Annotated in this window: 19 protein-coding genes; 10 read left to right on the top strand and 9 right to left on the bottom strand. The window is 67.4% G+C overall.

Annotated elements, in window-relative coordinates; translation table 11 throughout:
* Window positions 1-9: 9 nt before the first annotated feature.
* A complete protein-coding gene (locus tag FPJ27_RS03130) occupies window positions 10-621 on the top strand; it encodes a TetR/AcrR family transcriptional regulator (RefSeq protein ID WP_072437787.1) in 612 nt (203 codons plus the stop codon).
* 401 nt (window positions 622-1022) lie between these two features.
* Here the strand turns inward: FPJ27_RS03130 and FPJ27_RS36245 are convergent, their stop codons facing one another.
* The 3 genes from FPJ27_RS36245 to FPJ27_RS03145 form a co-directional block, all read right to left on the bottom strand.
* Window positions 1023-1427, bottom strand: a complete 405-nt coding sequence (locus tag FPJ27_RS36245; RefSeq protein WP_239483132.1) for a hypothetical protein — start codon at window positions 1425-1427, stop codon at window positions 1023-1025.
* Between the two features lie 261 nt (window positions 1428-1688).
* Window positions 1689-2192: a hypothetical protein gene (locus tag FPJ27_RS03140; RefSeq protein ID WP_072437785.1), complete on the bottom strand. Its 504-nt coding sequence runs from the start codon at window positions 2190-2192 to the stop codon at window positions 1689-1691.
* An 882-nt stretch (window positions 2193-3074) separates the two neighbouring features.
* Window positions 3075-4499 carry a PLP-dependent aminotransferase family protein gene (locus FPJ27_RS03145; RefSeq protein WP_072437985.1) on the bottom strand — a complete coding sequence of 475 codons (1425 nt, stop codon included), beginning with the start codon at window positions 4497-4499 and terminating at the stop codon, window positions 3075-3077.
* Between the two features lie 447 nt (window positions 4500-4946).
* Here FPJ27_RS03145 and FPJ27_RS03150 point away from each other — a divergent pair, with 447 nt between their 5' ends.
* A complete protein-coding gene (locus tag FPJ27_RS03150; RefSeq protein WP_072437784.1) occupies window positions 4947-5261 on the top strand; it encodes a hypothetical protein in 315 nt (104 codons plus the stop codon).
* On the top strand, window positions 5254-7428 hold the full coding sequence (locus FPJ27_RS03155) for a DUF4132 domain-containing protein (protein ID WP_204420812.1): 2175 nt from the start codon (window positions 5254-5256) through the stop codon (window positions 7426-7428). Before FPJ27_RS03150 ends, FPJ27_RS03155 begins: the two co-directional genes overlap by 8 nt.
* 10 nt (window positions 7429-7438) lie before the next feature.
* Here the strand turns inward: FPJ27_RS03155 and FPJ27_RS03160 are convergent, their stop codons facing one another.
* Window positions 7439-8851, bottom strand: a complete 1413-nt coding sequence (locus tag FPJ27_RS03160; RefSeq protein ID WP_204420813.1) for a PLP-dependent aminotransferase family protein — start codon at window positions 8849-8851, stop codon at window positions 7439-7441.
* Window positions 8852-9082: 231 nt separating this feature from the next.
* On the opposite strand from FPJ27_RS03160, the gene FPJ27_RS03165 reads away from it, so the two are divergent.
* Window positions 9083-10312: an FAD-dependent oxidoreductase gene (locus FPJ27_RS03165; RefSeq protein ID WP_204420814.1), complete on the top strand. Its 1230-nt coding sequence runs from the start codon at window positions 9083-9085 to the stop codon at window positions 10310-10312.
* A gap of 40 nt (window positions 10313-10352) precedes the next feature.
* Window positions 10353-11504, top strand: coding sequence for a branched-chain amino acid ABC transporter substrate-binding protein (locus tag FPJ27_RS03170; RefSeq protein ID WP_204420815.1), 1152 nt, complete (start codon window positions 10353-10355; stop codon window positions 11502-11504).
* Between the two features lie 25 nt (window positions 11505-11529).
* On the opposite strand, the gene FPJ27_RS03175 is transcribed toward FPJ27_RS03170, so the two are convergent.
* The 3 genes from FPJ27_RS03175 to FPJ27_RS03185 all read right to left on the bottom strand — a co-directional run bounded on the left by FPJ27_RS03175 (window position 11530) and on the right by FPJ27_RS03185 (window position 14758).
* Entirely contained in the window at window positions 11530-12450 is a 921-nt protein-coding gene (locus tag FPJ27_RS03175; protein WP_204420816.1) for a hypothetical protein, read from the bottom strand.
* Between the two features lie 94 nt (window positions 12451-12544).
* On the bottom strand, window positions 12545-12868 hold the full coding sequence (locus FPJ27_RS03180; RefSeq protein WP_204420817.1) for a TfoX/Sxy family protein: 324 nt from the start codon (window positions 12866-12868) through the stop codon (window positions 12545-12547).
* Window positions 12869-13036: 168 nt separating this feature from the next.
* Window positions 13037-14758, bottom strand: coding sequence for a site-specific integrase (locus tag FPJ27_RS03185; RefSeq protein WP_204420818.1), 1722 nt, complete (start codon window positions 14756-14758; stop codon window positions 13037-13039).
* Window positions 14759-15121: 363 nt separating this feature from the next.
* On the opposite strand from FPJ27_RS03185, the gene FPJ27_RS03190 reads away from it, so the two are divergent.
* Window positions 15122-16312 carry a tetratricopeptide repeat protein gene (locus FPJ27_RS03190; RefSeq protein WP_239483133.1) on the top strand — a complete coding sequence of 397 codons (1191 nt, stop codon included), beginning with the start codon at window positions 15122-15124 and terminating at the stop codon, window positions 16310-16312.
* Window positions 16313-16445: 133 nt separating this feature from the next.
* Here the strand turns inward: FPJ27_RS03190 and FPJ27_RS03195 are convergent, their stop codons facing one another.
* A complete protein-coding gene (locus tag FPJ27_RS03195; protein WP_034184541.1) occupies window positions 16446-16637 on the bottom strand; it encodes a DUF2964 family protein in 192 nt (63 codons plus the stop codon).
* Window positions 16638-16652: 15 nt separating this feature from the next.
* Window positions 16653-17129 carry a universal stress protein gene (locus FPJ27_RS03200; protein ID WP_204420820.1) on the bottom strand — a complete coding sequence of 159 codons (477 nt, stop codon included), beginning with the start codon at window positions 17127-17129 and terminating at the stop codon, window positions 16653-16655.
* 426 nt (window positions 17130-17555) lie between these two features.
* On the opposite strand from FPJ27_RS03200, the gene FPJ27_RS03205 reads away from it, so the two are divergent.
* The 4 genes from FPJ27_RS03205 (at window position 17556) to FPJ27_RS03220 (ending at window position 23080) form a co-directional block, all read left to right on the top strand.
* Window positions 17556-18317: a fumarylacetoacetate hydrolase family protein gene (locus FPJ27_RS03205; RefSeq protein WP_204420821.1), complete on the top strand. Its 762-nt coding sequence runs from the start codon at window positions 17556-17558 to the stop codon at window positions 18315-18317.
* A gap of 99 nt (window positions 18318-18416) precedes the next feature.
* Window positions 18417-19829 (top strand): 3-deoxy-D-arabino-heptulosonate 7-phosphate synthase, encoded by a 1413-nt coding sequence (locus tag FPJ27_RS03210; RefSeq protein ID WP_204420822.1) that lies wholly within the window; start codon window positions 18417-18419, stop codon window positions 19827-19829.
* Window positions 19830-20193: 364 nt separating this feature from the next.
* The gene (locus tag FPJ27_RS03215; RefSeq protein WP_204420823.1) at window positions 20194-22365 is read left to right on the top strand and encodes a hypothetical protein; all 2172 of its coding nucleotides are present in this window, start codon (window positions 20194-20196) and stop codon (window positions 22363-22365) included.
* Between the two features lie 7 nt (window positions 22366-22372).
* Complete coding sequence (locus FPJ27_RS03220; RefSeq protein ID WP_204420824.1) at window positions 22373-23080, top strand: DUF3142 domain-containing protein; 708 nt, start codon at window positions 22373-22375, stop codon at window positions 23078-23080.
* Window positions 23081-23115: the final 35 nt, after the last annotated feature.

A 23115-nucleotide genomic window follows, 5' to 3' on the forward strand; every position in this document is an offset into this window, starting at 1 on the left:
AAACCCCGTATGGAATCCAGAACTCAGCGCCGGGCAGCCGCGACCCGCCTGGCGATCGTGCAAGCCGCCGAGACGTTGCTGACGGAGGGCGGACTAGACGCGGTCACGCCTGAAGCGGTTGCGACCCGGGCGGATGTCGCAGTGCAGACGCTCTATAACCGTGTAGGTGGCCGTTCCGCGTTGCTCATTGCCGTGGCGGAGCGCGCGTTGGAAGAAAACCGCGAGTACATGGACGCGGCCTATGCATCCGATGGCGATGTGGAGACGAAATTACGTTGTGTGGCAGCTGCTTACGCGCGGTTTGCCAAGGAGCGCCCGCACCAGTTCCGTATCCTTGTCGAGCCACCGAATGAGCCGGAGGCGCTCGCGCGCATTGCTGCCCTGATCAGACAGCAAAACGCCAAATTGGCCGCATTGATCAGCCGAGGTATCGACGAAGGGTGGGTGCATGCAGACGTCGAGCCGGAACACGCCTCGACGGCGCTGTGGGCAATGATGAATGGCGTTATCAGCCTGATGTGGCGCCCCGATAGCCTTCGACTGGATGTCGATCACATCGACGATCTACTGGGCACCGCGATCTCATTGTTGACCGGCGGTATCAAGAGGCGGGGCGATTGATGCTTTGGGCCCAGGGAACTCTGGCGATTGCAAAAGCGTCAAGCAGTTCTCAATTGGTCTGCCGTCAGGCGGCCTTCCAAGGTGCCCGCACGCCAAGGGCTTCGGCTCGGAAGTTGGGGAATTATCACGAACGCGTGAACCGCAGGTAAGGACCCAACTTCCGCCGGTGTGGACGATGGCGGAAATGGCAGTTGTACCTCGCAAGCTGCCGTTGATTCAGGCGGTGTCGAAGGGCTGCAATGGGTCGGGTTGAGCCAGTCGCAGTCCGCCGGGACTGCGGCCGGCCGAGTCCGGCCATGAACAGCCATCCCGCCATCGATTGGCTCAGACACTCAGACGGCCGCTTCACATCCGATTTCGGTCGTTTGCGAAAGCACCAAAGCTTCCTCGGAAAGAAACGGTCATTGACGCTCACTTACCGTGACCGGGACGATTTTTTCCAGCTTATCCAGCAACAGCTCCTTTTGCTGCTCCGGCAGCTTGACCAGACTGGGATACATGTTGATCAAAGCCAGCCGTTGCGAAGACGACTTGGAGGGCAGCAGCATGAGCAACCCCGCCTTCTCACGGTCGGACAGCGATGACAGATGCGGTAGCGCGCTGAGTTGCACCATCCTGGCAGAGTCTGCCGAAGGTACGGCAGGTTCGTCCGTCACGACCGACGGTACCGATTTTTCCCCTCCTGGCGACGTGCTTTGCGCGGCCAACGGGCCCGGTCCCGACGACGCTTGCTGCGGGGCTGCCATTGGTGGCGGGGCGGAATCCCCTCCGCTGCATCCGGTGAGCAGCAGACTGAACAGCAGCATCCACCGAGCGTGCAAAGAATGGCGCGGTGCATGTGAGCCATGCCACACGCGGCAACCAAGGTGAACATCTTGTTGCATGACCAAGCATCCGATGATTCAGGAAAAAGTGGGCGTGGCACCGTATGAAATGACGGTACCAGCCGCCACCGATTGCAGACGTGCCGGCGGATGCCGGCACGCCCATCCCTATCGCTTAGGGCGCTCTCGCTAATGTCGGGTTTTCCCGTTCAGTGGAATGTGCCGAAGCCTGTGCCAAGTCAATCAAGGACCCACGAGGCTGAAATAAGGCCCACTGAAGCCCGCGAAGGTGATCGTATACACGAAATTCGCAAGGGTTGGGCCCGCTATCAGCTGTTTGGTCCAGTTCCCGTTGGGGCAGCTGGCATCGGCTAGCAACTGTTGGGTGGTCGGCGCCACCACGCCGAGCGGCGGCACTACAATTTGCCCGTTCTTGGACGCTGTCAGTTTTCCCGACGAAGCAGCATCCGTGGCCTGCGTCTTCACGTCAACGACCTGACCGCCATGGTTTGTGCACTGCACGGTGCCCGAGTAAGTCGCTGACAGGTTCGCTGTCGCATTCGTGTGGCCGATCCCCCCGATGGTGGTCCCAGTACAACTGACATCCAGGGTGGCTTGATCTACTGTGCATACCGGCTCGGCAGTCGCAAAATGTGCTCCGCTGGGCCCATCGGCGGCATTGGTTTCGGCCCACGCTGCGGGAGCGACCAGCGCCGCTGCCAATGTAATCAAAGCTAGATTCTTCATGCTTTTCTCCAAGAAGCTATTGATAAATAACTGGCCTGCTATTAATTTTCTCCTTTCACCAGATCAAGGAAGCTCTAATTAATCACATTTTTTGTCGACGAGATTATCGACGCAACCCTGCAATTAAATGCAGCGATATATAAGAGTGCGCGCCGAGAGTGCTCTTGCCGAAAATTAGCCGAGTTTGGTCGCTTTCCTGAATCGCCTTACGCACTCAGGACGGACCTCCCCCATGACAGGTCAACAACCGCGCAGTGTTCATCGTCAGACCTTTGTGGCGCGCCTTGCCGCGACCTAACCGATCATTGACCACGCGAAAAGGATGCTCAACCCGCGCCTGGATTTCGTTCCTCAATAGTCAGCAGATACCTCAAGCCATGGCGGCAATCTTCCCTCTTCGTATTAATAATATTCACTTCTTAATTTAATTATCTTTGGCATGCCAATCAATTTATAGAAAGTATAGAGAATGAAAGGCAATGAACTAGAAATTTCTTTTTTGTTTGGCGGGGGTTTTTCGCTGCATCTTGGTGCGCAACTTATGCGCAGCTGAACTATATTTAAAATTTTGCGGCACTGCAGCTCGACCCTCACCTATTATTAATAGAAGAATGACAAAGCGTACGTTTTCCGACTCGTCGAAGCTGCGAATAAGTTCGCGTTTGAGTTGCACGTGATACACGCCATGCCGACGCTGCAGCCGCAGAGGTGACGCCCAACTCAACGTCCGGAGAGGATCCGGTGCTGGCCATTGTCGCCAAGACGCGTCGGAAGACGGCTTCGGGTCGTCAAGCGACATCCACGGGAATCCACGAAGAACCAAGAAAAAGCCGGCACCAGGCCGGCTTCGTCGTCGAAGCGCAGGACACCACACACGCCGCTTCACCGCATGCACGCCGCGGCCAGCTTCCCGACCGCGATCACCGCCTGCTCGATCTCCGGCGACCACGGGCTGCTGTAGTTCAGCCGGATGAAGTTCCGATAGCTGTCCGCGATCGAGAACATGTAGCCCGGCCCGATCGTGATCCCCTGCTCCAGCGCGAGCTGATACAGCCGCATCGCGTCGACCTGCGCCGGCAGTTCGACCCACAGCACATACCCGCCGGCCGGGCTCGAAATGCGCGTGCCCTCCGGAAAGAACCGCGACACCATCGCGCGCATCAGGTTCGCCTGCTGCGCGTACGCCTTGCGAATCCGCCTCAGGTGATGCTCGTAGCCGTCGCGCTCGAGAAACTCGGCGATCGCCAGTTGCGGCAACGATGGCGTCGCGAGCGTGTTCAGGAATTTCAGCTTCTCGACCTGATCGCGATAGCGGCCCGGCAACGCCCAGCCGATCCGGTACGCGGCCGTCAGGCTCTTCGAGAACGACGAGCAATGCAGCACGATCCCGCTGCGGTCGTACGACTTCAGCGAACTCGGGTGCGTATCGCCGAAATACAGTTCGTTATACACACCGTTCTCGATGATCGGCATGCCAGACTTCGTTGCGAACTCAACCAGCTCGCGCTTGCGCTCGTCGGGCATCTGAAAGCCGAGCGGGTTCTGGAAGTTCGGCATCACCATGCATGCGGCGATCGGCTGCGACTTCGCAATCGCCGCCAGCGCGGCGATGTCGATCCCGTACTCGGGATGCGTCGCGACCTCGATCGCCTTCATCCCCATCCGCTCGATCGCGTGCAGCATCGCGTAGAACGTCGGCGACTCCACCGCGATCGTGTCGCCCGGCTTCGCCACCGCTTGCAGACACAGGTTGATCGCCTCCGTCGCGCCGACCGTCACGATGATCTCGTTCGGGTCCACCGACATCCCGTTTTCCAGGTAGCGGCGCGCGATCTGCCGGATCAGCCGCGGATGGCCGGGCGGCAGCCCGTCCGTCACGCCCCACAACGACTTGTCGCGGCCGGCCGCATACGCATAGCGGTTCAGCTTCTCGAACGGGAACAGGCTCGGGTCCGGATACGGCGAGCCGAGCGGCACCGCATCGTCGGTGCCGATCGAGCGCAGCGTCGACAGCACGAGCCGGCTCACGTCCACCGACGACGAGATCGCGATCGGCTTCGACGGCCGCAGCTCGCGCACCGGCGCATGACTGTCGTCGCGGCGCAGGTTCACGAAGTAACCCGACTGCGGGCGGCTTTCCAGCAGCCCACGGCTTTCGAGCAGCAGATACGCATGCAGCACGGTCGTGATGCTGATCCGGTGCTGCTGGCTCGCCTGCCGCACCGACGGAATCCGGTCGCCGTGCCGGTACACGCCCTGGCGGATCAGGCGCTCGATATCGTCCGCGAGTTTTTCATAGAGTTTCATCGCGCGCCTCCCGCCGGCATGCGCCACCGCGCCGCCTTGCCTTGCGCGTCCGACACGCGCGTGTTCCGCCCGCCGACCGGGCCGCCGTGATTCCTGATCTTTCCCTCCGGTTTTGCCTTTTCCATCACACTGGCTCTCTCTTGAAGATGCGCCGGCAGAGGTCCGGTACGACAGGATCTGCGGCACTGTGCACTTGATGATGGAATCTTAAAAGCAGAACAGTCGGCGACGAGTACACACATCGATCGCGCGAACAAGAGTACAGTTCGGCGCGAATCGCGCATGGCGGGATAACTGTACGTCTTATGAAATTCCCGGGCGGCCTGAAGCCTTGCGCGGCGCCGCCGGCGCCAGCCCGAAGCGACGGCCGCACGGCCTTTCGTCCGACTACCGCAATTGGGGTGCAATACTGTGCGATCGCACGGTTTTCACGGGTGGAGTCCGACCATGCAGCACACGATCGAACAGGCATCCGGCGTCGGCGGCGTGATCCGCGCGGCCCGGAAAGTGCAGAAATGGCGCCAGAACGACGCGCCCGGCCGGCTCGGCGTCAGCGAGTCGTTCATGGTCAAGGCCGAGCGCGGCGCAGACGCCGCCCGGCGGGGCAAGGTGTTCCGGATCCCGCAGGGGCCCGGCGTACGGATCGCCGTCAACCTCCCCGATGCGAGCGACGAACTGCCCGAACTCGAGTCGGCGTGCGCGAGCCGTTGCGCCGATGTCCGCGCATCGCGCGCCGCCGGCAAGGAGACCGCGCATGACTGACCGCGCGCTCGCCGCCCTGCTCGTCGCGCGGCTGACCGGCACCGCCGACCATCCGCGCTTCACCGGGACGCCGATCGACCTGTCGACGCTCGACGCGCACACACTCGGCGCGGCCTGGCCGGCGCTGCGTCGCACCGAGCGCGCGATCATGCAGCGCGACCTCGCATACGGCGACCCGCGCGCCGAGTTCACGCGCTGGCTGCGTGGGCAGATCGACGCGCTCGGCCTCGTGCCACTCGTCGACGCCGACGCCGCGCTCGAACTGTTCCGCGATATCCCGCCGGGCGCGTGGCAGCGCGCGCTGGAGGAACTGCCCTGCCTCGACGCGCTGCCGTCGCCCGCGCTGCAGGCCGAGCTTGCACGCATCGCGGGCGAGCCGGAGGAAGGCGGCCTGCGTGCGGCATCCGCGTATGGCGCGTATGCGCTCGACTGGTTCGCCGGCCGCCGCGACTTCTCGGCGCGACGCGACGCGTATGCGCAAGCACTGGCGGATTCGCCGTTTCGCGTGCGCGAGCTCGACGTGCTGCCCGAACTCGGGCCGGCCGCGCTGCTCGCGCTGGCCGCGACGCACGACGGCTATTTCGCGCCGAAGCGGCTGTGGATCGACTTCAGCGATCCGGCCGTCACGCTCGCGGAAGACGCCGCGTACGTCGAATTCGCGCGCGACGCGCTGACCGAGGCCGCACGACAGGTCGCGGCGATTCATGCCGGCACCGTTCCGTACGAGGCCGATCGCGCGTTCACGACCGACGACGCGCAGGTCGTCGCCCGCGCGGCGCGCGTGGCCGCCTATCGCGACGAAGCGTGGCTGCGCCCGCTGATCGGGCCGCTGCTGACAGGCGTGTGCGTCGCGCCGACCGCCGCGAAGACGGCGCCGTCGCAGTCGCTCGCGATCGCGCTCGGCCACGCGGTCGAGACGATTCCCACACCCGAGAGCGTGCGTGCGCTGCGCGACGCGCTGGCCGCCGTGCGTCATGCCGGCGTGCAGAAGAAGCTCGCGCGCAACCTGAAGCCGGCCGAACGCGCGCTCGGCGAGCGGCCGCATACCGCGCTGCGCATGACGCTCGACGCGAAGCCCGACAAGAAACAGCTCGCAATGCTCGCCGGGTGCATGGAAGCGGGCTTCTGGCAGCCGATCACGCTCGGTCACGCCGAATGGCGGAAGCGGCTCGTCGATGCGCCGGCCGGCGCCGCGTTCTCGGCGCGCATGATCTGGCAAGCGCGCGGCAGCGATGGATCGACGCAGTCGTTCATGCCTGAAATCGCGAAGGGCAAGGTCGTGCTGCGCGACGCGGCCGGGCGCGCGTGCGACCTCGCCAACGACAGCGACATCCGGTTATGGCACCCGCTGCTGGCCGATGCGGACGAGCGGCTCGCGTGGCAGCGCGCGATCGTCGGCCGCGCGCTGCGGCAGCCGGTCAGGCAGGCATTCCGCGAGTACTACGTGTCGCCCGACGGTGACGCCGCAGCCAGCGATTCCGCGATGTTCGAAGGTCACGTGCTGTCGAGCCGGCCGCTGCTCGGCGTCGCGCGCCGCGAGGGCTGGTCGATCCGCGCATACGACGACGGACTCGTCCGCGAATTCGGCGACGTGCGCGCGACCTTCGTCGTCGATGCGCGGCTCTATCCGGGCTCGGAATGCCACGGCACGTCGCGCCGGCTGCACTTCGAACGCCGGCACGAACGGCGCTGGATGCCGCTGCCGATCGGCGAAATCGATCGCGTCGTGTTCTCGGAAGTGGCGCGCGCGGTCGACCTGCTCGTCAGCGTGTCCGCATTCGCGCTCGACGACGACGCGACGCGCGCGACCACCGCCGCGCTTGCGGTCGATCCGGTTCGCCAGCTCGAAATCGAAGCCGAACGCCAGGAGCGCCTGAACCGGCTGTCGGATTTGCCGCTGGGCGTGATGGCGCGCCATCGCAAGCACGTGCTGTCGCTCGTGTTCGCCGACGCGATTGCGCAAGGAAGGATGACGATCGACGAGCGCCATGTGCGTGTCGGCGCGTGGTCGGTACATTGCGCGACCGGGCGCGTGACGCGCGACGGCGAGCCGGTCGCCCCCCCGACCGAGCCGCCGCCGTCGCCGCTGCGTGCGGTGCCGTGGCTGCCTTACGACGAAGCGTTGCTGCAACGGATCGTCGACGTCGTCGCGGGCTTGCTCGACTGAGCGCCCGCCGTCAGATCGAACCGAACAGCGCGCGCGGCCGGTCCTTCAGCGTGCCGGACAGAATCCGCAGCCCGTTGACGAGCTCGTCGCGCGTGGCCGGGCACGCGAGGTTGATGCGCACGCCGTGCTCGATTTCCGCGCGGTCGACCGCGAACGTCGACGACGGCATCACGATCACGCCGCGCGCCTTCGCGTTCGCGGCGAAGTCGTCGGCGCGCCACGGCGGCGGCAGTCTCAGCCACACGAACATGCACGCGGGGTCGGACTTCAACTGCCCGGCCGGCAGCAGTTCCCGCGCGAGATCGACGCGCGCGCGGATCTCGGCGAGTTGCGAGGCCATGATCCGCTCGGCGGTGCCGTCCTCGATCCATACCGTCGCGATCAGCATCGACGTGGGCGCGGGCATCCACGCGGTCGTGCGCACCGCTTCCGCACACAGCGCGACGCTGTCGCGCGGGCAGCTCAGGTAGCCGAGGCGCAGACCGGGCGCAAGAATCTTCGACGTCGCGCCGATATGGAACGTCAGCTCGGGGCACAGCCCCGCGATCGCCGGCAACCGGTCGCGCACGAGCGGGCCGTATACGTCGTCCTCGATGATCGTCACGTGATGGCGCCGCGCGACGTCGACGAGCGCCATCCGGCGCGCGAGGCTCATCGTCGTCACGGTCGGGTTCTGCAGGTTCGGCACGACGAAGATCGCCTTGACCGGCATGCGCTGGCAGATCCGTTCGATCTCGTCGGGCAGCAGGCCGTCGTCGTCGGCCGGCGCGCTGACGATCTCGAACTGGAACACCGGCGCGAGCGCCTTGAGCCCGTAATACGTGAGGCGATCGGCAACGATCACGCCGTCGGTGCCGATCAGGCTGTTCAGCACCGCATATAGCCCGTGCTGCGCGCCGCTCGTGACGACCACCTGGTCGCGCGATGGCGCGAAGCCGGGCGCGGCAAGCCACTGCGCGCCGGCCGCGCGTGCCCAGTCGGGCCCCTGCGGCGGCTGGTATTCCTGCAGCGCGGCGAAACGCGGGTCGTTCGGCAGCGTGCCGAACGTCTGCGCGAGGCTCGCGAGAAACTCGCCGGTCGCCGGACGGTTCACGGTCAGGTCGATCACGCCGTTGCCCGCCGCGAGCGCCGCACGGGCCGGCGCGATGCTCGGCATCGCGCCGCCGGTGACGAGCGAGCCGCGCCGCTTGCTGCCGATCACGAGGCCGCGCAGTTGCAGTTCCTTGTACGCGCGGGACACGGTCGACACGTTGATGCCGAGCTCGGTCGCGAGCTGGCGCTGCGGCGGCAGGCGGCTGCCCGGCGGATACGTGCCGTTGCGGATTTCCTCCTCGATCGAGCTCGATACCTCGACATAAGTCGGCCGCTTCGCCTGCACCGGCGCACCGCCGTCGCGCTCGCCGGAAAGTTTGTCTGATGCCATTTATCGCCTGTGACCACACAAAAAGCGTTTGTCTGCCATTTTGGCCTGCCCAGCGATTGTATATGACATCCCCTCCCGGTCAAACGTCGCCGGAAAAGTCTGTTGAATCAGCCGATTGAAATCGGGTAAACACTAGCGCCACACAATCTCATTTTGATTGCACACAAAAAATTACTGTGTGATTCTTTATCTCAACTTTGTGTGAACCATGTGTACCGGAGGGAATGCGTCATGGCGAACGTCGCCATTGTGGGTGCAGGCTTCATCGGGCTCGGCGCCGCGGCATGGCTGCAGCGCGACGGGCATCGCGTGACGCTGTTCGATCCGGCTGGCATCGGCCACGGCGCGTCGTTCGGCAACGCCGCGACGTTCGCGCCGTACGGCTGCGTGCCGGTGAACGGCCCGTCCGTGTTCCGCAACATCCCGCACTTCCTGTTCGCCGCCGACAGCCCGCTGCGTATCCGCTGGCCGTACCTGCTGCGCGGCGCGCCGTGGCTCGCGCGGTTCCTGCTCGCATCGACGCCCGCGCGCCACGCACGCAGCGCGAGCGCGCTCGCCGCATTGCTGTCGCGCGCCGCCGACGGTTATGCGCCGCTGCTCTCCACCGCGCGGCTCGCGGCGTTCGTGCGGCCGCGCGAGTGCCTGTACCTGTACGCGCGGCAGGCGTCGTTCGATGCCGCCGAGCCGTCGCTCGCGCTGCGGCGCCGGCTCGGCGTGCCGTTCGAGCTGCTCGACGCGAACGCGATCCGCCGGCTCGAGCCCGCGCTCGCGCCGATCTTCGCGCGCGGCGTGCTGTTCACCGGAAGCTGGCACTTCTCCGATCCGCACGGGTTTCTCGGCGAACTGTTCGCGCATCTCGCAACCGGCGGCGCGACGCTCGAACGCGAGCGCGTCGAGCGGATCGAGCCCGTCGGCGACGGCGTGAACGTGCAGGCGGGCGGCTCGGTGCGCGCCTTCGATCACGTGGTCATTGCCGCAGGCGCACGCTCGCGTGAACTCGCGGCTGCGTGCGGCGACGCGGTACCGCTCGATACCGAGCGCGGTTATCACGTGCAGTTCGCCGCGCATGAGCAGATCGTCACGCGGCCGGTCGGCTGGGCCGAGCGCGGTTTCTACATGACACCGCTCGACGAAGGGCTGCGCGCGGCCGGCACCGTCGAGCTCGGCGGCTTCGACGCGCCGATGAACCGCTCGCTCGTCGCACTGCTCACGCGCTCGGCACGCGAGGCGCTGCCGTCGCTCGGCGCGCCGACGCGCAGTTGGCTCGGTTTCCGGCCGACGCTGCCGGACGGTGTGCCCGTGATCGGCTGCGCGCGGCGCAGCGCGCGCGTGATCCACGCATTCGGCCATCAGCATCTCGGCGTGACGCTCGCCGGCATCACCGGGCAGATCGTCGCCGACCTCGTCGCCCAGCGCGCACCGCCGCTGGACCTCTCGCCATACCGGGCCGCGCGATTCTGACGCGCGCCGCGATTTCCACCACTGCAAGGAGGCATCCATCATGAATCGTCGTAACTGGCTGGTTTGGCTAGCCGTCTGCTCGATCGGCGCGGTCGCCGCGTCCGCGCAGGCCGCGGACCCGGAAACCATCAAGATCGGCTTCGCCGGCCCGCTGACGGGGCCCGTCGCGCGCGTCGGCAAGGACCTGCAATACGGTGCGCAGCTCGCGCTCGACGAGGAAAACGCGAAACATCCGACCATCGGCGGCAAGCCGGTGCGCTTCGTGCTCGACGTGCAGGACGACCAGGCCGATCCGCGCATCGCGATCCAGGTCGCGCAGAAACTCGTCGACGACGGCGTGGCCGGCGTGATCGGCCACTACAACTCGGGCTGCAGCATTCCCGCGTCGGCCGTCTACCGACAGGCGAACGTCGCGATGATCACGCCCGGCTCGACCAATCCGCAACTGACGATGCAGGGTTTCAAGAACGTGTTCCGCACGATGGGGCACGACGGCATCGGCGGCGTGGTGGCCGGCCGCTTCGCGGTCGAGCAGTTGAAGGCGAAGCGGATCGGCATCATCGACGATCGCACCGCGTTCGGCCAGGGGCTTGCCGACGCGTTCGAGAAAGGCGTGAAGGACGCGCACGGCAGCGTCGTCGGCCGCGAATACACGAACGACAAGGCTGTCGATTTCCGCGGCATCCTGACGACGATGAAGAGCAACAACGTCGACCTGCTGTTCTTCGGCGGGCTCGACGAACAGGGCGCGATGCTCGTCAAGCAGATGCGCTCGCTCGGCATCCGCGCGCAACTGTTCGGCGCCGGCGCGCTGAAAAGCAACGCATTCCTGAAGATCGCCGGCAGTTCGGGCGAAGGCACGCAGGATCTCGAGCCGGGCCCCGCGCTCGACAAGCTGCCGTCCGCCGTCGCATTCGCGCAGCGCTACAAGGCGCGCTTCAACCAGGACGTCGAGCTGTATGCGCCGTTCGCGTACGACGCGGCGCTCGCGATGATCGCGGCGATCCGCAAGGCCGATTCGGTCGATCGCGCCCGGATCGTCGCGAGCCTGCCGGGCGTGTCGGTCACCGGCGTGACCGGGAAGATCTCGTTCGACGAGCGCGGCGACCTGATCAAGCCGCCCTACACGCTGTTCCGCGTCGAACAGGGGCAGTGGCGCAGCATCCGCACGGTCGGCGGCGCGTCGAACTGAGCGGCAGGACAGCGGACGGCGCCGCCTACCGCGCCGCCTGCTGCCGCTGTATCTCCTGCGCTTTCATCTGCAGATACGCGCTCTTTTCCACTTCGTGCAGTTGCTGCGGATACTGCTCGGTCGCGTCGAACCAGCGCGCGAGGCGCTGGTCGAGCGGCTTGTCGAGCGTCGCGAGATACGTGTCGATCGCGAGGTAGTAGCGCATCGTGTTGCGCTCCAGCAGCCCGCGCACGCCGCCGATGTATTGCGGCCGCGCGGCCGATGCGTCGCCGACGGCCGTGAACCCGACCTTGTCGCTGCCGACCGTCGCGAGGTAGGTCTTCATCGCCATCCGGCCGACCGTGCCGAAGCCGTACGAATACGTGAGATGCAGGAACGTGCGCGACGCGCCGACCGGCACGGCCTCCAGCGCGATCCGGTAATCCTTCGTGCCCATCGGGCCGCTGTCGGCGGTCAGGTCGACCTGGAAGTAGTCGGGCGTCGCGGCCGCCACGCGATAGCGGAACTGCAGGCGATAGGTATCCGACAGCTTCTGCTGGATCTTGCGGCCGACGTTGACGTCGAGCACCGGGCCGTTGCCGTCGCTCGATGCGCGACAGTACTTCGTGTTCAGGTGCAGGATCAGCACCGCGCACCAGTTCGCCGGGCCTTGCGCGGAATCGTTGAGCTGGCCGTTCACGACCGCGAACGGATAGTCGACCACCGCGTAGATGTCGCCCTTCAGCGACGACGACGCCTCCGACGATTCGAGGGTCAGCGGCCGGTGAAACGCGTTGTCCTTCAGTTGCGCGCCGAGGCTGTGGTAACGGTCGAGCAGCGCCGCCGCGCCGCCTACGCCGTCCGCGCCGAACGCCAGCGCGCTCCAGCCGACACAAAGGGCCGCGACGAGCGCGTGCCAGGCGCGACGCGCAAGCTGCGTGCCGCTCGGATGTCCGGATGTCTCCATTCTTGTGCTCCCTCCGGGCGCGCGCTGGACGCGCGCATGTGTCACAGAATACGCCTGCGCGACGTTACGCGACGTGGCGCGTCGCGCATGGCCGCTATCGGCTTCGCTTCACCGGCACCGGCAACTGCGCGGCGGTGATCCGGATCAGCGCCGACAGCCATTCGCGGTCGTCCCAGCGATCGCCGGCGATGACGAGGTGCGGCTTCGCGGACGGATACGGCGCGCCTTCGTCGCAGGTGCCGAGAAACGCGCGGCCTTCCGGCGTCGGCTTGACGAACAGCCGGTCGTCGCAGACGAGCGCGACCATCTTGCCGTCGCAATAGATGCCGTATTCGCCGAACATCTTGCGGGCCGATACGGTGCCGGCCGCCGCCATCTGCTCGACGATGAAATCGACCGTGCCCTGGCTCGATGCCATCCGCTGCTCCTGGTGAAAGAGTTTATGACCGTCGTGTGCACCGGCCCGTTCCGTCTTGTCGGCGGATACGCTGCGGTGCGTCATTCATTCGCAGACGGGAAACGCGCCCAACCATCGACCGCTGTCGTCGCGTGCGCGTTGCCGGCCAGCAACTTCCGACTCGCCTCCTTACTTGTCTGCAGCAAACGCATTCGACATCTGCCGCGCCCGCTTCACATCGTCGCCATGCAGATAGATCGACGTTGTCGAAATCGACGCATGCCGCAAGTTGTCTCGCACGGTCGTCAACTCCGCGCCGCGCGCAAGCGCGTGCGTCGCATGCGTATGACGCATCCAGTGCGGGCTCGCCTGCCGCAGCTTCTGCGCGAGCGCGGGGTTATCGGCATCGACGACATCGGCCGTCTGCGCGAAAAAGCGCTGCATCACCTTCCACAGCCGCACGCTCGTGATCGCGGCCGCGCCGTCTTCCGCGAGGCTCGGGATCAGCGGCGTGTCGGGCCGCCAGCGCACCGGCGTGACCGGCAACCGGCGCGCGACCAGGTGACGATCGAGCGCCGTGCGCGCCAGCGGCGGCAGCGCGACGCGCGCGGCCTTGCGCCCCTTGCCGATCACCTTCAGCCATGCGTCGCCGTGCGCATCCGTCTCGATGTCGCCGAGCGTCGCGCCGACCAGCTCGCTCGCACGCAGTCCGGTCGCATAACCGAAATCGAGGATGAAGCGCAGCCGCTGCGCGGCGGCGAGCGTCCAGCCGGACGACGCGTCCTTGCGGAACTCGAGCCCGTCGGCGATCGTACGGACCAGCAGCCACTCGCCTTCGGTGAACGCATGCGACGTGTCGAGTGCGTTCGCACCGCGCGTGTCGCGCACCTTGACGCCCGCGAACGGATTCGCGAGCAAGTAGCGCTGCTCGATCAGCCAGCGGAACAGCGCGCCGAGCACCGACAGCGTGTACGCCGCCGAACGCGCGGACAGCCCGCCCGAGAACGGCCGCCAGTCGGGCGCGCCGCGCGGCTGCACGGGCCCGACCCAGCGTTCGTGCGGCGTCGGGCGCCGCACGAACGCGCGATACGCGACCGCATCCTCCGTCGTCAGCGACGACAGCGCGCGGCCGCGCTCGACGATCGCCCACAGGATCAACCGCTCGGCCTCCTTCCGGTATGCGCGCCGCGTCGCAGCCGATTCGTGCAGAGACAGCCATGCGTGCACGGCCGCGTAATCGTTGTCCGCGTCGAGCGTGCTGGTCGCGCGCGGTGCGCGGAACGTGCCGGCCGAACCGTCGACCTCGTGCGGCAGCTTCAACTGCTCCCACGGCACGATGCTGCTGCGCGGTGTCGCGGCGATCAGCGCGCGCGCCCGTTCGGTCAGGTCCGGATGCGCGGCGAAAAACGCCTCGATGCGTCGCGCACCGGCCATGCCGAGGCCAGGAATCGCACTCCACCACTGGCGCCGGCGCGGAATCCGCACGGTCAGATCCGCGAGCGTCGCGATCCCGTGCGCACGCAGCGCGGCGACCGCGCGCGCGGGCAGCCACAGGCCGACGTCGTCGCTGATCTGCGGGACCGGCGCGCGCGCATGACGCAGCAGGCCGATCGCTTCGGTCGCGGCCTTCGCCTCCCGCACACGCTCACCGTCGGGATGACCGAGCCGTTCCGCGAGATCGGGCCGGCCGGCCAGCCGTGCGACGCGCACGAGGCGGCGGCGAATGCCGCCGATCACGCCGCGCGCCGAGCGCCCTGCACCGAGACGATCGGGCAGGTAGCGTTCGACGGCCTGGCGCACGGTCATGCCCGCGTACCACGCGCGCAGCGCGGCCAGTTCGTCGGCATCGGGAAAACCTGCGGGCGCAGACGCGGAATCGGAGGAAAGCGGTGAGGTGAGGCGCGGTTTCATGGGCGCCAGTTTGACAGAAGCGCGCGCGGCCGGAAGCGTCGTGTGCGGCGTTCCCGGCACGGCGATCATGATTTGATACAAATCACGATGTCGTTCATCCGGCCGCAACGACAAAAATAGGTGGGCGCAACTGCGCCGCGCGCGCCTGTTATGCTGCGCACTGCATTCGCGCGTCACCCGTCCGCATCTTCCACGCATCACGTTGCTGCGGTCGGGATCCGCATTGAATTGCGCTGGACGATCCGGCAATCCGCATCGGAATTCGCGGGCCACAGCCCGTTGTTTATCGAAGGTTGCGCCGGACGTTCAATGCATTTCCGGCCGTCGGTCAATAAAACCGCTACATATAAGAACCACAATTCCATGACATCACGCCTTCTCGCCGCGCTCGTTGCCGCGGCCTTGAGCTGCACCGCGCTGCCCGCCGCCCATGCGCGCACCTACGTCGCATCGACGCAGTCGTTCGGAAAAGGCGCTCATGTTCACCGGTTCGTGCTGCGCGACCCCGTCACGCACCAGCCGCTGCCGAATGCGCGGTACCGGCTGTTCCTGCCCGGCCAGGTCATCGCGGGCCTGCCCGTCAAGCCGGACCAGCACGACAGCGTGATCTTCGGCACGACCGACGCTGCCGGGCGCACCGTCAGAATCCGGCTGCCGAAGGTTCATCCGCAGAAGCAGTGGGTGTTCAACGCGATCGTCGGCGAAGGCGACATGGGCGAATCGTTCCGGCTGGTCGAGCCATTCGGCAATGAGCCGCTCGGCAAATTCCCGTATGTACTGGACGTGGAAAACGAATATCTGGCGTGCGGCTACTCGGATGCGAACGGCTACACCTACTACGCGCAATCGCGCACGCCGCGGAACGTCAGTCTGTACGCCGGGACGCTGGCCGGGTCCGCCGACGCCGACTGGTGCGCGGGCCCGGGCGCGGCCATCGCGAACGGCGCGAGCGATCCCGGCGCGCCGGACCTGTACACGCAATACCTCGGCAGCCTGGTAGCCAACGGCAGCCGGATCAGCACCGAATTGCGGCAACAGATCGTCACCAAGCTGCTGTCGCTCGCGATCGCCGGGCACGACGCGGGCCGCGTCGCCGCCGTGCTCGATCTCGGCGAGATCCCCGACGACCGCCTGAACGACATCGGCTATCGGCTCGTCGACGCGGGTGTGGAAGTCGATCGCGGGCTCGCGATGATCGACGCGCATCTCGCGAAGTCACCGGACGATGCGTATGCGCTCGACAGCAAGGGCTGGGCGCTGTATCGCCTCGGCCGCAACGACGAAGCGCTCGCGTGGTTCGACCGGTCGATCGCGATCTTCGCGAAGGACGGCGACGACGGCGACGCGCACGAAGCCTATGCGACCGGCCTGACGCACAAGGGCGAAGTGCTGTGGAAGCGGGGACGCCAGGATGAGGCGCGCGCTGCGTTCGCGCGGGCGCGGAAGATTCAGCCGAAAAACGCGGAGCTGGAGGAAACGGTGAAGCGGCTGGAGATACAGATCGGGCAGGACGGCGCGAAGGCGCCGGGAACGGCAGGCGCGCACGCGGAGTAACGGCGCCGGGCAGCGGCGCGAAGCGACGGAGCCGGGGCTGGTGCGGCCGCGGCTACCGCCGGCTTTTCGAAAGACGGCCGCCGGACCTGTCGGGCCCGGTCGAGCGGGAGACGCGGGCAGAGCATGCCCCGCGTCACTCCTCGCCTTTCACGCCCGGATTGAGCATCACGACGAAGCCGGCCACGCCGACGATCAACGCGATCGCGCCGCCGCGCAGCGCCATCGCTTCATCGAACAGCAGCCCCGTCACGACGGCCATCATCCCCGCGAGCGACACGAACACGGCGATCGCCGCGACGACGATCCGGTACTGGCGGCGTATCATCTCGCACCCGCCTCATTAGGCCGCGGCGGCGGCCGATACGTCGGCGTCGTCGCCGCGAATCAGCAGCACCGGGCATTTCGAGCCGCGCACGAAGCGCTCGGCGACGCTGCCGAGCAGCACGCGCCGGATGCCGCGCCGCCCGTGCGTGCCGACCACCGCGAGATCGATCCCGCGTTCCTTCACGTAGCGCTGCAGGCGTTCCGCAACGTCCTCGCCGATGCTCTCGGTCTCGACGAGTTCGGCCTCGCCCTTCGCGCCGGCGGCCGCGACGATCTGTTCGGCTTCGCGCAGCACCTTGACCCCGTCGGCGCGGATTTCCTCGATGAGCGCATGCGGGTCGAAACGGCCCGCGTAAGTGAACAGCACCGACTTGTCGACCACATACACGACGCTGACGTGCGCGTCGCCCGCCAGTGCCATCCTCACTGCCTCGGCAAGCGCCTGTTTCGACGTCGCGCTGCCGTCGACGGCCACCATGATCTTCTCGTACATGCGAACCTCGCTGGGGTGAACTGCCGCGCACCGTATCGCGCGCGGCCATGTCGCCATCATCGGCGGCTGGCGGGTTCGGTTGTTGATGACGATCAAGCCGGGCCGGTATTCGATCCGCGAACCGGCGACGCAGGCGCCCGCCACGCGCGCGGCGTTCGGCCGCCGCGCAGGACGGAAAACCCGCGTTTCGCGTCGTTCGATTCACTCGGGAAGCCGCTTTCCCTGTTGCGTCGCACAACGTGCCGGGCTTGCTGGCGCCGGGGCGAGCCGATCGTCCAGCGGAGATCCCGAGGGTGGCGTGCGGCGGCCGCGGGCCGCCAATGCGCGACCGGATCGAGCGGCCATCGCGCCGAAAGCGCTATCATCGAATGTACGACTTTCGTCCGGCCCTTTTTTGCCGGCTCACTTTCAACCCGCTCAACCGACATGACAACGACTACCGAACGCGTGGACGGCGCCGCCCAGCATCTCGTCGCCGCCCGCCATGCCGGCTCGCCCGGCCCGCTGCTGCCCGATGCGCTGCGCCCCGAGGACGTCGACACCGCGCTGGCGATCCAGCAGCGCGTCGCCGACCTGCTCGGCGAACCCGTCGCCGGATGGAAGTGCGCGCTGCCGCCGCCCGACCGCGTGATCCTCGCGCCGATCTTCGCGTCGACGATCCGCGAAGCCGATGCGCCGTACCGCGTCGTCGGCGGGCCGATCGTGCGGATCGAACCGGAAATCGCGTTCGTGCTCGATCGCGACCTGCCCGCGCGCGGCGAGCCGTACGACGAGAACGACGTGCGCGGCGCGATCCGCGAAGTGCGCATCGTGCTCGAAGTGCTCGGCTGCCGCTACGCGGAGCCGGCGCGCGCGTCGAAGTTCGAGCTGCTGGCCGACGGGCAGTTCAACCAGGGCCTGTGCGTCGGCCCGGTCGTGCGCGACGGGCTGAACGTGCCGCTCGCGACGCTGGCGCTGTCGTTCGACGGTGCGCTGAACCGCACGATCGACGGCCGCCATCCGGACGGCGATCCGCTGAAGCCGCTCGTGTGGCTCGTCAATTTCCTCGCGTCGCGCGGCGATGCGGTGCGCGCCGGCCAGATCGTGACGACCGGTTCGTACGCGGGCGCGATCGATGTGCCGCTCGGCGACGCGCTGACGGTCCGCTTCGGCGAGCTCGGCAGTTTGTCGGTGACGTTGACGGCGTAATGTGTCACGCGCGCTGCCGCCCGACCTTGCGTGACGACAGCCTCATCGCGCCTGGCCTCAACACCGATCACACGAACCGCGTCCACCCCGATACCTGACATGTCGCTGACGCCGCTTCCCGCCCTGCTCGACGAAGTCCTGCGCACCGTCGCTCGCCGTTACCGGCTGCCGCCGCTCGACAGCGCGTCGTTGCCGGCCGACGCCGCGAACCCGGCCGCCACCCTTGCACTCGTGATCGAGGAAGCGCGCCGGATGCGAAGCGACGGACACGCTCCCGGCGTGGAACTGCAGCAGCGCTTCATCGATGCGCTCGCACGGATGATCCGCGACGCGATGGACAGGCAATCCGGCGATCCCGCCTTCCAGGCCGCGGTGCTGCGGCACGACGCGCCGAGCGTGCGCGAATACGCGTCGTTGCACGCGCATGCCGAGCAGGATCGGCGCGCGCTGCACTCGGCCGTCAACGCGATCGCGCACCCGGCCAAACTCGAGCGCAGCGCCCAGGCGTGGCAACGCGACGGGCTCGCACGGCTGCATGCGGCCGCAACGTCCGCGTCGTGGGCCGATCTCCATGCGACGCTGCAGCAACTGCTCGCGCTACCCGACATGGCGACCGACGCCGCGTTCGAGCAGGACATCCTCAAGCTGAAGGATGGCGCGCCACTCGAACGCCTGCTGCGTCTCGATGCGCTGGCGTCGGACGAGCACGTCCGCCGATACCGCGCACTGTGGGTACGCCAGGGTCCGCTCGAAGGCAGCACGATCGCGGTCGCGCAGGGCGCCGCGTCGCAGCGGCGCGGCGCGGCCGTCGAAGCGCTGGCCGCACGGGCGCTCGACGCGTTGGCCGGCAGGCTCGAAGCCGTGGACGAACGGCGCACCTACCGTGTGGTCACATCGATGCGCGTGCCGTCGTCGATCCCGGGCCGGCACGACCGCGCCAAAACCGAATGGGATGCGATCCTGCTCGAACGCCCGCGCGGCGACGAAGCGGCGCCCGCATGGAACGTCCGCTTCCTCGTCGAAGCGAAGGCGTCCGCGGATGCCGCGACGACCGATTTGCCGCGGCTGCTGCGCGGCCTGAACCTGCTCGCGCAAGCCGACCCCGACACGACCTATTCGTTCGAGACGCACCAGGGCACGGTGCGCGTGCACGGCGCGTCGCTGCGCGCGTTGACGACCGACGACGCGGCGCTGCAACGGGAAGTGCTCTATTGCTGCGATGCGTCCGCGGACGCGACGCCGCGCTTGCTGGGCGCCGCGAGCCGGATGCAGTTGCTGTCGGCGCAGGCGAGCCTCGAATACGCGAGCGCGCTCGCACGGCAGCCGGACGCCGATCCGCGCGGCCTCGGCGTCATCTGGCACGCGCTGCTGACGCTGCCGCAATGGCATGCCGTGTTGCATCAATACCCGTCGCTGCGGCAGGTCCGCGAACTGATGGTGGCGATCGACGACTTGCGGGCCGCGATCGACGATGTCGCCGACGACGGCGTCGCGAGCAGCGTGTACGCGTGATGCACGAGCCGGGCCGTCGCGCGACGACAACGCGCCGCCCGCTCAGTTGGCGAGCACGCCGAACGGCAGCGTCCACCCCGCCAGCCGGCCGCCGTCGGCCCATCGATCGTCGGCCGCAACTGCCGGCTGAATCTTGATTCAGGCGATCCGGATTCAAGGTGGCGTTACGTCTACGCCGAGTGGACTTCCATTTCGCCGGGCCGGCAATCGCCGCGTCCGGCCGACAGACTCGCGCCCGTCGCCTGATCACCGCGACCGCACTACCCGCCGGCGCTATCCGTCCCGCCCGTGAGGTACGATACGCGCCGGGGCACGACGCCCCCTGAGAGACCCGGCCATCGCGGCCCCACCCAGCACAAGAAAAATGCGAAGAAACCCGACGCTGCACCGAAACCTGCTCGCCGCGCTGGCGGCCGGCCTGCTCTGGATCCCCACGGCCCACGCCAGTTCGGACGACAGTTGCAACGTGCCGGCCACGCTCCGGCAAAACGGCTACTCGTGCGGCAACGTGCCGATGCTGAGCCCCGCCAACGACACGCGCATCAACGCGATGCTGATGATGGTCGACAGCGCCAAGGTCGCGCAGGTGTTTCCGGACCCGAAGACGATCCCGGCGAAGGACCGGATCAACCAGATCATCGTGCCGTTCCCGATGGACTTTTCCGGATGGATCTATATCGGCCAGAAGGAGCCCGACAAGACCGGCAGCGGGTCGGATGCGGATGCGCCGTCGAACCGGTACGCCGACGGCGAAGGCAGCATCTGCCGCAGCATGAACGCCGGCGCGGACGCGTTCAACGACGCACTGAGCGGTGCCGCCGGCGTCCCCGCCGACGAAGCCGCGCGCCTGCGCGCAGCGCGCGCCGACATCGCGCAGAAAACCTGTGCCGCGGGCGGCGCGAGCGCCGCATGGACGAAGCCGCCGGTCAAATCGCCGCTTGGCCAGCAGTTCGCCGCGTACCTCGACGGCACGAACGCGTTCTATCGCACCGACTTCCTCGCCGCGACCAAGGCCTTCGCGAACGCATCGCACAGCGCCAACCCGTGGCTGAAGGAAACCGGCCTCTATATGGCCGGGCGCGCGCAGTTGAACGCCGCGCAGGCCAATGTATTCGACAACGACAGCCCCACGCCGTCGCGCGCTCGCGTGACGAAGGTGTCGCTCGACGCCGCGAATACGGTGTTTCGCACCTACCTGAAGGTGTATCCGCAGGGGCGCTATGCGGTGTCCGCGACGGGGCTGCTACGGCGCGTCGCGTGGCTCGGCGGAAACGTCGCGCAGCAGGCCGACCTCTACGGCCATGCGCTCGCGCGCTGGTCGCCCGCGACGTCGAACGTTCCGCTGATGCAACTGGCGAACGAACTCGACAGCAAGCTGCTGTTCGGGTCGGACCTCGACGCGGCCCAGATCCAGTCGCCGACCGTGCTCGCGACCGTCGACCTGCTGCGCATGCGTACGTCGGACAGCAGCGATTCGAGCCGCAACAAGCCGCTGACGCTGGACGATTTGCAGGCGCAGAAGCCGCGCTTCGCGAACGCGCCCGCGCTCTACGACTACCTGCTCGCGATCTGGTATGTCCAGATCGGGCACAAGCCGGATGCCGCGCTCGAACTGCTGCCGCAGACGCCCGCCGTGCCGCTCGACTACTTCGGCCTGAGCCAGCAGGCGCTGCGCGCGTTCGCGCTGGAGGACAGCGGCCAGACCGACAAGGCCCGCCAGCTGTGGCGCGACCTGATCCCGCTCGCGAAATTCCGCTTCCAGCGCGAAGCGCTGGAACTCGCGCTCGCGATCAACCTGGAACAGGCCGGGCTCGTCAACGACGTGTTCGCCGACGATTCGCCCGTGCAGAACGCCGCGCTCCGGGCGATCCTGCTGCAGAGCACGGCCGGTGCCGACCTGCTGCGCGCGCAGGCGCAGAACCAGGCGACCGGCGGCGCGCTGCGCGACACCGCGCTGTACACGCTGCTGTACAAGGAGCTCACGCGCTCGCACTATGCCGACTTCATCGCCGACGCCGCGCTGGTGTCCGGCACGCCCGCCGATCCGTTAAAGCCGTTCATCGCGCCCGGCGCCAGGAACGAAGACGGCTACACGTGCCCGTCCGCACGCGACATCGCCGCGACGCTTCAGCAAAACCCCGGCGATTCGAAAGGGCTGAACTGCCTCGCCGATTTCGTGCGCCTTCATCCGCCCGCGTTCGGCCTCGAAAGCGATCCGGTGCCGCCGTGGATGCGCAACGCGTCGTCGACATCCTCCACGCGCGTACCGCCGACGCTCGGTGCATCGCCGTCGCAGTTCGCGGGCAAGCCGTACGCGCGGATGTCGAGCTACGCGACGGTGATGGCCGACGCGCAGGCGAACCCGAACGACCGCGCGTACGCGTTCTACCGCGCGATCAAGTGCTATGCGCCGTCGGGCAGCAACGACTGCGGCGGCAAGGACGTGCCGAAGAACACGCGCAAGCGCTGGTTCGATACGCTGAAGGCCACCTATCCGGGCAGTCCGTGGGCGCAGAAGCTCCGCTACTACTGGTGAGCGCGGCGTGAAGCGCATTGCGTGCGTCGCGCTGCTGCTGGCCGGACGCATCGTGCTGGCCGGCACCGTCGATCCCGCACAGTACGACGCGTTCTGGCTGTGGGCCGGCGTGAAACCGCAGGCGGTCGTAAGCGGCGCGCGCGCCGTCTACGTGCTGCAAGGGCAGATCGAAGCGTCGCCGCGCGACGAATCGCAGGTACGCGTCATCGCGCAGGGCGTCGCACTGCCGCCCGCGCCGAACGCGCGCGTCTGGCTCGTCTACCGTGCGCATACGCTGCGCTGGACGTCGCGCGTCACGCAGATCATGCTGGCGCAGCTCACGCGCTCGCGCGCATCGGGCCGCACGATCGCGGGCATCCAGATCGACTTCGATGCGCGTACGCGCCATCTGCAAGACTACCTGGAATTCCTGCGCACGCTGCGCGAGACCTTGCCCGCCGATTGCCGGTTGAGCATCACGGGGCTGCTCGACTGGAGCAGCCGCATCGATGCCGACCAGGTCAACCAGCTCAGGGGCATCGTCGACGAGGTGGTCGTGCAGACCTACCAGGGGCGCAGCACGATCCCCGACTATGCGGCCTACCTGCCGCGCGTCGCGCGGCTGCAACTGCCGTTCCGGATCGGCGTGATCCAGGGCGGCGAATGGGACGCGCCGCCGTACCTCGCGACGAATCCGTGGTTCCGCGGCTACGTCGTGTTCCTGCGCAACAGCTAGCGGGCGGAAACGCGGCGACGTTGATCCCGCCCGCG

The organism is Burkholderia sp. MS455 (assembly GCF_016899445.1).
Lineage (GTDB): Bacteria > Pseudomonadota > Gammaproteobacteria > Burkholderiales > Burkholderiaceae > Burkholderia > Burkholderia pyrrocinia_C.